The organism is Criibacterium bergeronii, assembly GCF_001693775.2.
Classification (GTDB): domain Bacteria; phylum Bacillota; class Clostridia; order Peptostreptococcales; family Filifactoraceae; genus Peptoanaerobacter; species Peptoanaerobacter bergeronii.
The window spans coordinates 164,696-176,082 of the sequence record NZ_MBEW02000002.1 but is presented as its reverse complement, the minus strand read 5'-3'; the positions used below and the strand labels follow the sequence as shown (position 1 = coordinate 176,082).

Annotated in this window: 9 protein-coding genes; 3 read left to right on the top strand and 6 right to left on the bottom strand. The window is 29.7% G+C overall.

Annotation, left to right across the window (positions count from 1 at the left end; genetic code table 11):
• The coding region (gene sufC, locus BBG48_RS01965) for a Fe-S cluster assembly ATPase SufC (RefSeq protein WP_116170930.1) at positions 1 to 589 on the bottom strand (589 nt) is incomplete at its 3' end.
• Between the two features lie 240 nt (positions 590 to 829).
• On the opposite strand from sufC, the gene BBG48_RS01960 reads away from it, so the two are divergent.
• The gene (locus BBG48_RS01960) at positions 830 to 1,996 is read left to right on the top strand and encodes a CaiB/BaiF CoA transferase family protein (RefSeq protein ID WP_068914238.1); all 1,167 of its coding nucleotides are present in this window, start codon (positions 830 to 832) and stop codon (positions 1,994 to 1,996) included.
• Between the two features lie 205 nt (positions 1,997 to 2,201).
• On the opposite strand, the gene BBG48_RS01955 is transcribed toward BBG48_RS01960, so the two are convergent.
• From BBG48_RS01955 to mutS, 5 genes are all read right to left on the bottom strand, one after another.
• On the bottom strand, positions 2,202 to 2,786 hold the full coding sequence (locus BBG48_RS01955; protein WP_068914239.1) for a hypothetical protein: 585 nt from the start codon (positions 2,784 to 2,786) through the stop codon (positions 2,202 to 2,204).
• Between the two features lie 66 nt (positions 2,787 to 2,852).
• A complete protein-coding gene (locus BBG48_RS01950; protein ID WP_068914240.1) occupies positions 2,853 to 3,572 on the bottom strand; it encodes a FlxA-like family protein in 720 nt (239 codons plus the stop codon).
• 118 nt (positions 3,573 to 3,690) lie between these two features.
• Positions 3,691 to 5,088 (bottom strand): sensor histidine kinase, encoded by a 1,398-nt coding sequence (locus BBG48_RS01945; RefSeq protein ID WP_068914241.1) that lies wholly within the window; start codon positions 5,086 to 5,088, stop codon positions 3,691 to 3,693.
• On the bottom strand, positions 5,075 to 5,815 hold the full coding sequence (locus BBG48_RS01940; RefSeq protein ID WP_068914242.1) for a LytR/AlgR family response regulator transcription factor: 741 nt from the start codon (positions 5,813 to 5,815) through the stop codon (positions 5,075 to 5,077). Before BBG48_RS01940 ends, BBG48_RS01945 begins: the two co-directional genes overlap by 14 nt.
• 181 nt (positions 5,816 to 5,996) lie before the next feature.
• Positions 5,997 to 8,612, bottom strand: coding sequence for a DNA mismatch repair protein MutS (mutS, locus tag BBG48_RS01935; protein ID WP_068914243.1), 2,616 nt, complete (start codon positions 8,610 to 8,612; stop codon positions 5,997 to 5,999).
• Between the two features lie 88 nt (positions 8,613 to 8,700).
• On the opposite strand from mutS, the gene BBG48_RS01930 reads away from it, so the two are divergent.
• Both BBG48_RS01930 and mutL read left to right on the top strand, forming a co-directional pair.
• Positions 8,701 to 9,387: a ComF family protein gene (locus tag BBG48_RS01930; protein WP_068914244.1), complete on the top strand. Its 687-nt coding sequence runs from the start codon at positions 8,701 to 8,703 to the stop codon at positions 9,385 to 9,387.
• On the top strand, positions 9,380 to 11,374 hold the full coding sequence (gene mutL, locus BBG48_RS01925) for a DNA mismatch repair endonuclease MutL (protein WP_068914245.1): 1,995 nt from the start codon (positions 9,380 to 9,382) through the stop codon (positions 11,372 to 11,374). The genes BBG48_RS01930 and mutL overlap by 8 nt, the downstream gene beginning before the upstream one ends.
• The last annotated feature ends 13 nt before the right edge of the window (positions 11,375 to 11,387 follow it).

The window sequence follows — 11,387 nt, the reverse complement described above, 5'->3', positions numbered from 1 at the left end:
GTGCTTTGTCTTTGTTAAAAAACTGTTCAACTTCTTTTGATACTACCTTTACAGCGTCCACGTCCAGTCCTGAGTCTATTTCGTCAAGCATGACTAGGTTTGGTTCTATCATAGACATTTGCAGGATTTCCGACTTTTTCTTTTCTCCACCGGAAAATCCTACGTTTACATATCTTTGTGCTACTAAACTATCCATCTTTAAGTCATTCATTTTTGACTCAACTTTTTTGTGGAATTTTAGTACACTGCCTGTATCTACTCCTCTTACATTTAATGCAACCTTAATAAACTCCTCAAGGTTTACACCATTTATTTCCTCTGGAGATTGGAAAGATAAAAATATACCTTTTTTAGCACGTTCATCAGCTTTTAGATTAGTGATGTCTTCGCCTTGATAAAATATTTTACCTTCGGTAATTTTGTATTTTGGATGTGCCATTATTGTGTTTAATAGAGTTGATTTGCCTGCACCATTAGGTCCCATCAACACATGAACTTCACCCTTGTTTACCACCATATTTATGTTTTTAAGTATCTGCTTATCATCCACGCTGACGCTTAGATTTTCTATTTTTAAAAATTCACTCAAAAATTATCACCTCATAGTTTTATTTTATTTTTAATGAATAAAAATAACACGTTGTTGATTATACCATGTATTTATTTTTTTGTTAATATACCCATTTTTACTTTATTCAAAATATACCACCATTTTAGTATAAAATTCAAAAAATGTGAATATTTTTTATATTATTTAGTTAAAACTTAAAAAAGTTGATATAATAGTATTAAATTTATGATTTAATACTATATATAATAGGAGTTTTCTATGCAAAATACAGCGTTATCAAATTTAAAAGTATTGGATTTTACTACTTTGTTACCCGGCCCTCTAGCTACTATGTATTTGGCAGACATGGGTGCTGATGTTTTAAGGGTGACTGCACCAAATAAAACAGATTTAGTAGACCACTATGGTGTGATAGACGAAGAAAAAAAGCTTAGTGCGACTGCACTTTGGCTTGGAAGAAATAAAAAAACTATCACTTTAAATTTGAAAAAAGAAAAATCTGTAACTGCTGTAAAAAAATTAATAATGGAGTATAACATTGTAATAGAGCAGTTTAGACCAGGAGTGATGGAAAAGCTTGGTTTATCTTACGAGGTGTTGAATAAAATAAATCCAAAATTAATTTACTGTTCTATGACCGGTTACGGACAAACCGGTGACAATAAATTAAAAGCCGGTCATGATATAAATTATTTGGCAAAAAGTGGTATTTTATCTTTATCAGGCAGTGAAGAAAATGGACCACAAATGCTAAATATTCAGCTTGCAGATGTAGCCGGTGGCTCACTGCATAGCATTATAGGTATACTTGCCGCAGTAAACTATAGAAATATGACCGGAAAAGGACAATATATAGACATTTCTATGATGGATTGTATTATCCCTTTTAACACTTTTGAGGGAAGTGACTATTTATATTCAAAAAATTTGAGCAAAAGGCAAAATACTGTATTTAACGGTTCGGGAGTTTATGATATCTATAAAACTAAAGATGGAAAATATTTGACAGTTGGTTCATTAGAACCAAAGTTCTTTGAGCAATTTGTAAATGCAATTGAAATTCCGGATTTATTAAAAAAAGGTCCGGATTTTAGGTCTGATGAAATAAAAAATACAGTTAAAGAAAAAATTGCTGGTAAAAATCTTTATGATTGGATGAAAATTTTTGATCAACTGGATTGTTGTGTAGAAAAAGTAATGGATTTTGAAGAAGTATTTGAAAAAGACACTCACAATAAACAAAGGCAAATAACTGTCGAAGTCCCAAATGGTGAAAATACAGTTAGACAAATGTCAATGCCTATAAAATTTTCTGAAACTAAGCCAATCTATAGATTTGCAGGCAAAAAAGTGGGTTCAGACAATCAGGATATATTGTCTAAAATAGGAATGAATGAAGAAGATATATTGGAAGTTACAAATTAAATTATTTTATTAATACAAACTGGGCATAATTTTCAAGTACAACTTGAAAATTATGCCCAGTTTAAATAATAATTGACAAATCAAAAAAATACATTTTTAGGCTTGTCTATTGATTATTATGTGTTTGAGACTAGATTTTTAAAATAAAAAACATTTTATATATTTTCATCAGGCATGAAGAAATTATATATTTTTATTTAAATTTTTATATTTTGAAAATATTGCTATTTAAAAAATTTTGCTGCATTCTTATTTGCTCTTGTCTCAAATCTAGTCTCCTGCTTTCTTCACGTCTTTGCTCTATTTTTCGCTCTAATTTCATTTTTTCTAAGTCTTTTAAATATTTTTTATTCCATGTAATTAATTTGTCTGATAGTGAGTCTGACTTATCAATTCCTACAGGATAAGATGTCGCACTTCTTGCTCCAGTTTCTGTATTGAAACTATTGACAAATTTTTTGTCGCTACATCTCGTTGTAGATATTGCACCCGTACAATTTCCATCAGCATCAATTTCAGTCCAACTTGAATCTATTCTAACTCCACGTGCATCAGCCCACTTCAGCTCATTTTTTTGATTTTGTTCTAAAAAAGATAAAGTTTTTTCTAATTCTAATCTTTTTTGTGGATCATTTTCACATTTTTTTATATATGAGGCAGATACCTTGCAATAGCCATTTCTAAGACAACTATATTTTTCTTTTAATTGAGTAAAAAGTTCCTGCTTACCATTAATTTTTGAAGTTTGTATTTGATTTGTATACGTAATACTACCTATAGAATTTATCATTTTTTCATCACTTTCTATATTTTTGATTTAAATCAAAAATTTCATTTAATACTAAAAAATAATTTATCATATTTTTTTATCAATATGTTTTTCTGATTTTTCTTTGTTTTCTGCTTGTTTGTCGTCACTCTTTACTTTTTCCTCTTTATCAACGTCTTTTTCAGTTTCTTTTTTATTGTTTTTCTTGATTTTTTCGTTTATATCTTTCATATGTTCGCCGATGTGTTTATCCATTTTACCAATTCTTTCGTTTAGCTGAGCAAGCTGCTCTTTCTTTTTAGTTGTGTCTGAGCCATACATTTCGTCTTGTTTTATTTCGCTTGCTAGGACTCTTGCTTGCCCTTTCATTCTAGTCCTGACGGAATTTTCAACTCTTATTTGAGTCAATGTATTAGAGAACATAAATATATCTGATGTAGTTTGTTCTTGCTCGGTCTTAGGATTATTTTTCTCTAATTTTTCCTTCATTTCTTTTTCTTGCTTTTCTTGGCTTTCTTTTCTAATCTGCATTTCTCTTTCAATAATCTGCTTGTTTAGATTTTTTAATTCTTCTTGCAGTTCTTCTTTGAGCTGCTTTTTTTGTTCTAAAGATAGTGTTGTGCTGTCAGATATTTCGCCCATTCTTTTTTGAATGTTCATAATTTGGTTTTGTAAGCTTTCTTTGATGTCGTCTTTTTTGGTCTGTTTAAAATTGATATTCAAAGCATTAGTTTTTTGATTATCTTTTTTTAAATCTGTCAGTCCTTTTAAAACATTATTTCCGTTTCCTACGTTTTGTACTTGCATTTTTTCCTCCTGAAAGTTTTATTTTAATTTAAAATTTTCTTATATAATTTGTCGGCTAAAAAGAAAAATAGCCTCTCTAAAATGTTGTCAGTGGACTGTTTTTTGTTGTGAACTATTTTTATACTAACATCATAACTGTTAATATTACTTTGTCTTCTTTTTGCTCGAATATTAAACTGCCAAAATATTTTTCTGCGATATTTTTCATATTTTTCATACCAAATCCATGAACTGTTTTGTCTTTTTCATTTGTTAAAGGCAGTCCATTTTCTTTGTCAATTAATATTTCTCCCTGAAATGAATTTTCAACAGTTATTAGATATACGTTTTTATTTTTAAATGAAGATATATTTACATATCCTCCGCTTTTTGTACTTTCGATAGCATTTGACAGGGCGTTTGATAATATTACACTCACATCAAAGCTACTGAGCTTGTCACTATCCAAATAATGAAACTCTGATTTAAAGGTAATTCCTTTTTCTGTTGCTTTTGTCATATTTTCATTTATTATGATATCTGTAACTGGATTGCCTGTTTTTATAGTAAATGAAAAATCTTCAACATTTTTTTCCATTTCTCCTAAGTATTGATTTAACTGAGGAATTTTATTTTGTTTTAATAATGAATTGATTACGCTTATATGATTATTGATATCGTGTTTTATTCCTCTAATTTCTTTATACAATTTTTCTACTTGTAAAATGTGCGACTTGATATCATTTACTTCGTTTTTCAAGATAATTTTTTCTCTTTCTTTTTCCTCTAAATTTTTATTATCTTGATATAAAATTATTGTGCTAATAATTGTAATCAAAATTATAATTTGTCCAAACATCAGTACATACTGTATATGTGGATTAGTTATATAAATAGATTGTCCGTTTATTTGTTTAAATATGTCTGCATAGGTTTGAACTATTTGATACCAAATAATTCCGCCAACTGCTGGTATTGATAAAAATAAAAGCTCTTTAAGACTTATATCATTATATTTATTTTTAAACTTATTTTGAATTATTCTAGTAAAAAAGTAAAGTAGTATTGCAAAGACTGCTAAATAAAGCACTGTTTGTAAAATTATCTCAATGTAAGCATATATCAAGGTCTGCGTATCATTTATTTCAAAATTTTTAAATATTGTTAATTCAATAATTTTAAAAACTGACGTCACTGATAAATTGCCAAATGTAGCTGAAATCCATCTGAGTGAAAAAAATGTAATTATCAAAAATATTTTCATATGGACGTTTCTTTTATCTAAATACATATATATCAAAAATGAAACAAAAAGTGAAATTGAATAAGCTATAATATTTGCAAACTCAAAAGGTATGTAATATAAAAATAGGCTAGTAAAAAAATATCCTACTCCTACAAGCTCTATCTTGTGTTTATTTTTAGAAAAATTTTTACAAAGCTGGGTTAAAAATATCGCTGTAATCAGATTAATTAAGACAATCTCTGTATGGATTATGATTTTAGATAATAAGTCTAGTTTTTCAAGTTCTATCAATATAGGTCTCCTTTTTCTTGCTGATTAAACTCTTGTTATACTCCATAAATTTTTTAACAAATTCTTCATATTTCTGCTTTGCTAGTAATATAGTTGTGCCATCTTCAAGGGTTACACTATCTCTTGAATATACTGAAACATACATTAAATTGACTATATATGACCTATGTGAGCGAATAAAATTTTTCCCTAGAGCATTTTCAAATTCTTTGAGCTTACCATAAAATTCAATTTCATCATTTTGCTTATGGATAATTATTTTTCTATTAAAAACTTCTATAAATAAAATTTCATTCAAGAATATTTTTTGCGTTGCAGTGCCTATTTTTATCAGAATACTAGGTTGCTCTTTAAGCAGTTCATTTTCAAATGATTTAATTTTATTTATGGCTTTATTCAGCACTTCAAAAAATTTCGCATTGTCTATCGGCTTTAGCAAATAATTAAATGCTGATACATCGAAGGCTTGAAACACATAATCTTCTATTCCTGTAACAAAAACTATTATAGCATTATTGCCTCTTTGTCTAAGTTTTTTTGCTGTTTGAATACCGTTTAATTCACCCATACATATATCAAGGAATAAAATATCTATCTCTTGTTCGTATTCAAGTAGTGTATTTCCACTTTCAAACTCTAACACTGTAATAGAATTGTCGAAGGAATTTATGTAGTTTTTAATTTCTTTTCTAATTTCTTTTTCATCATCACAAATAGCAATTTTCACTTATTCACTTCCTTAGATTTTTTTATTTACTAATAGTATCGTAAAAAGCTGAAAGAAATATAACAAATGTTGTAAATTGTCGTTTTTTTGTTGTGAAAAATTTTTTATCTTTTATATCAGTATGAATGATTTATAAAAAACTGCAATCAGCTAAAAACCAATTGCAGTTTTTTATTATATTTTATCTAAGCTTTGATTGTATATCATAAAGTAAATCCATGGATTGTTTTGGTGTCAATGTGTCTAATTGGATTTTTTTAATTTTTTCTACTATTTGCAGGTTTGTTTCATTTTTGAAGTCCATTATGCTTATCTGCTCTTGAGTGTCAAGAGCTTTGCTATTTTGTTGCTTTGTTGCTGTATCATTCGCATTATTATCATTTGAAGTTTTTTTGTTAATGACTTGAGTATTTCCCTCTTGCTCCAATCTATCAAGTATTACTTTTGCACGCTCTAATACTTCATAAGGCAGTCCTGAAAGACTGGCAACGTGTATCCCATAGCTCTTATCTGCCTTGCCTTTTACTATTTTTCTCAAAAATCTGACTTCTTCTGTATCATCAACTAACATTTTGTAATTTACTATATTTTTGTATTTTTTTTCTAAATCGGTTAATTCATGATAGTGTGTGGATACTAATGTCTTTGCATTTATTTTTTTGACTATATATTCTACTATTGCAAAGGCTAAGCTCATGCCGTCATAGGTGCTTGTACCTCTGCCTATTTCGTCCAAAATTATAAATGAATTTGTCGTGGCATTATCCAAAATGTTTGCGACCTCAAGCATTTCTACCATAAAGGTTGACTTGCCCATGGCTAGGTCATCATTTGCACCTATTCTTGTAAATATGCTGTCTGTTATAGGCACACTTGCAAAACTGCATGGTACAAACGACCCTATGTGAGCCATTATCAATATCGTTGCAACCTGTCTCATGTATGTGGATTTGCCCGCCATGTTTGGTCCGGTTATAATATGGGTCTCATTTTCTGTCATATCGGTGTCATTTGGCACATAGCTTTTGTCAGGCAGTAATTTTTCTATAACAGGGTGTCTGCCGTTTTTTATTATTAATTTTTCGTCTTGGGCAATTATTGGTCTTACATAATCATTTTCTATTGCATTTTGTGCAAAAGAAATATAAACATCTAGTAGCGATGCAGACCTTGCAAGACTCAAAATATTTTTTATATATTTTTTTAGCTCTGATTTTACTTGCGCATAAAGCTCAGTTTCCAGCTCGTCTTGATTTACATTTGCCTTTAAGATTTCTTGCTCTATCTCGTTTAATTCATCGCTGACAAATCTTTCGCTAGATACTAAAGTTTGTTTTCTAACATAGTCTGATGGGATTTCTACTCCATTTAAAGAGGCTTTACTAATTTCAATGAAATAGCCAAATACTTTATTATAACTAACTTTTAAATTTTTTATTCCTATTCTATCTTTTTCTCTTTGCTCCAGCTCTAATAATACGTCTGATATTTCATCAATTAGTTTTCTATATTTTACAAGTCTTTGGTCATAGCTTGTTTTGATTATATATTTTGACTTTTTGCCCTCTATATCAGGCTCAATAATTGAATTTTCTATAAGTTTTCTTGTAATTTCAGCATATTCGATGTCTTGACTAGAAAAAATGTCTATTACTTTTTCGTTTTCTGATTTTTCTATTAAATCATAGACTTTAATTAGAGAAAAAAGTGATGTTTTTAAGTCAAACAAATCCTTTTGATTTATAGTATTATAAGCTAATTTGTTTGTAATTCTCTCTAGGTCATACATATTTTTCAGCTCATCAGATATTTGAGATGTAAGTCTATAATCTTTTATGAAATAGTCCACAATGTCTAAGCGATTTTTTATTTCTTCCTTATCATTAGATGGTCTAGTCAAAAATTCTTTGAGTTTTCTTGCTCCCATGGCAGTCTTTGTCTTATTTAATGCCCAAAATAATGTGTATTTATTATTTCTTGATAAAGGTTCAATTACTTCAAGATTTTTTAGGGAGTAATAGTCTAGGCTCATAGATTTTGACTCTTTGCTCTTGTAGAAAAAGCTAAAATCTATGACCTTTTGTGTGTCAAAAATATATTTATAAATTACTTTTGTTGAAAGTTTTTCATTTTTATCAAGCTTGTACTGCTCTTCAAATTCTTTTAAGCCGTCAAGATTTATAATATTTGTCATTATATTATTTTGCTCTATCAGACCTTTTATAATCCCAGTGCCTTTGAAAGCTTTTTGTTCCAATTTTTTGTAAAAATCTTCGTCTGCTAATATCTCTTTTGGGAAGGTTTCGTAAAAAATATTTACAAGCTTTTCCGGTTCAACTATTTTTGTGCTAAGTTGCCCTGTCGTGATATCTGCATAAGAAATATCAAATTCATCACCATTTTCGACAATAGCCATTATAAAATTGTTTGATGTTTTATCTATGATTTCATCGTCTAAGACAGTCCCCGGGGTTACAACTCTTATAATCTCACGTTTAACAATCCCCTTTGCCAGTTTCGGGTCTTCCACCTGTTCACATATCGCTACTTTTTTGCCGGCATTTATCAGCTTTTGTATATAGGTTTTGCTACTGTGGTATGGCACTCCACACATTGGTGCTCTTTGGTTGTTTCCGCAGGCTTTACCGGTTAGTGTAAGAGCTAATATATCTGAGGCAATTTTCGCATCATCAAAAAACATTTCGTAAAAATCGCCTAATCTGAAAAATAATATTGCATCAGCAAAATCTTTTTTGATTTCAAAATACTGTTGCATCATTGGTGTTAAGTTTTCCAATAGTCTACTCCAAAATATATTTAAAAATTATCCATTGTAGGTTATAATAAATTATATCATAAAAAATTAATGTATTGTGAGTAAAATTATGAGTATACTTTTCCCTGAAAATATATATTGCATATCGTGTGGCTCTCCAATATCCATGAAAAATCCATATTCATTGTGTTTGGATTGCTATAACAATATAGTGTTTTTAAAAGATAAATATACAGCAGGAGACATGGTCGTAAACTACCTAATGTCAACTGATATTATAGAAGAAGTATACCTTGCTACAACTTACGAACAAACTATGAAAAATCTCATTCATGGTATAAAATATACCAAAAAGACCTACATAGCACCATATCTTGCCACATTTTTGTATGAATTGATTGAATTTAAAAAAATAGATTTTGATTACATTTGCTCCACTCCAATACACAAAAATAGATTAAATGAACGTGGCTACAACCAAGTTGATATAATTGCAAAATATTTATCAAAATTGACTGATAAAAAAATAGTTAATCCTGCAAAAAGAGTGGTAGATACAGTAGGAATGTATCACCTTGACAAAAAACAAAGAGCTGAGCAAATGATAAATGCGTTTAGAGCTGAAAATTTACCTAAGTTAGACGGTAAAACTTTGCTAATAATAGACGACGTATTGACCACCGGTGCAACTATGATTAATCTAGCAAAATCGATAAAAATGCAAAATCCAAACACAAAAATAACCAGTGCATTTGTAACAAGAGCCGTACCAAAAAAGGAAAAAATAAATGAATAATGTAATAAAACAATTAGATAGCGAAATCGTAAAATTAATTTCTGCCGGCGAAGTAATAGAGTCGCCCGCCAGCGTAATAAAAGAATTGGTAGAAAACTCCATAGACGCAGGAGCAGACAGCATAACAGTGGAAATAAAAAATGGCGGAAAATCATATATTCGTGTTACGGACAACGGTAGCGGAATTGACGAAAAATATGTAGAAGAGGCATTTAACAAGCACTCTACCAGCAAAATATCGACAATAGACGACTTTAATAAATTATACACAAATGGTTTTAGAGGCGAGGCACTATCAAGTGTCATAGCAGTATCTGAAACATCTATGACCACAAAAACAAAAGAGCAAAATTATGGCATAAGCATCACATATAAAAATGAAAAAATCCTAGAAAAAGTAAAAGTCGGCACAAGCGACGGCACAAATATAATAGTAAAAAATTTGTTTGAAAACGTACCGGCAAGGCAAAAATTCTTAAAATCTGACAAGTCTGAGGCAATGAAAATAACTTCATATCTAGTCAAATATGCCCTTGCCCACCCTGAGGTAAAATTTAAATATATAAATAATTCCAAGCAGATTTTCCAAACCTATGGTACGTCTGATTTAATGCAAACTGCCAAAGAATTATTTTCAGAAGATTTTTACAACAAAGCTCTTTGTGTAGATATCAAAATAAATGAAGATTTATCATTAACAGGACTACTTGGCAAAAATTCACTTATGTACTCCAGCAGAAAAATGCAGTACATATTTGTAAATGGAAGAATAGTCCATGGACAAAGCATACAAAAAGCAATTGAAGAGGCATATAAAAAATATATCCCTGCAAATAACTTCCCAATGTTTTTTGTAAATATACTGGTCAATCCCGCAAATGTTGACGTAAATATCCATCCAAACAAATTAGAAGTAAAATTTGAAAATGAACAGCAAATTTTAACACAAATAAAAAATGCTGTATCAAAACAGCTGGATAGCTCACAAATGATAGCACATATAGACAATGTATTCGGCTTAGAAAAAGAGGATTTTACTGATATAAAATCACAATATCAGGAATATAAAAATGAAATTTCTAAAAAAAACAGCGAACCACTATCTACATCAAGCAAACTTATTAATACCTCAGATAATAAAAATCCTGAACAGCCACCTCTAAAATTTGAAAAAGTTGAAGTAGATGGAGATTATGTTTATAAAATAAAAAATACTGATACTTTAGTTAAAGAAGACAGCTATTTTTCTGAAAACGCAAATGAATTTGAAAATAAAGAATTGGACTTCAAACAAAGCCCATTACTAAAAAACAATTCAACTCCTGCACCATTTTTTATACCAAAAGAAACTGTTACACAAGAAAATTTTTCTGACAAAAAAGCAACTGAACCCTATTTTGTAGACCTTACCCTATTAAAATATGCTGGTAGGATATTTGATACCTATATAATTTTAAACGATGAAAAATATATGTATCTAATAGACCAGCACGCAGCTCACGAAAGAGTGCTATACGAAAAATTTATGAAAGACTTCAAAACACAAGAGATTTCAACTCAAGGCTTATTAATGCCAAATAGAGTTACAGTGCCAATAAATCTAACCGATTATTCCGATAAAATAATAGAGCTATTGGATAAATTCGGCTTTGATTGTGATTTATTTGGAGACAATATAATTTTAATTCGTAGTATACCCACCTATTTTAGCGAAAACCAAACAGAGCTATTCGTACAAAGAGTTTTTGACAGCTATTTGGAAGAAGATGTCCCTAGCTTTGACGACATAATAATAAATAAAATTGCCACAAAAGCCTGCAAGGCAGCAATCAAAGGCTTAGATACAACTGTAAAAAATGAAGAAGTAGACAAATTAATTTTCGACCTAGAGCATTGCGAAAATAAATACGCCTGCCCTCATGGCAGACCAACTATCACAAGACTATCCAAATATGAAATAGAAAAGTTTTTCAAAAGAATATTATAAGCTGAGAGGATAT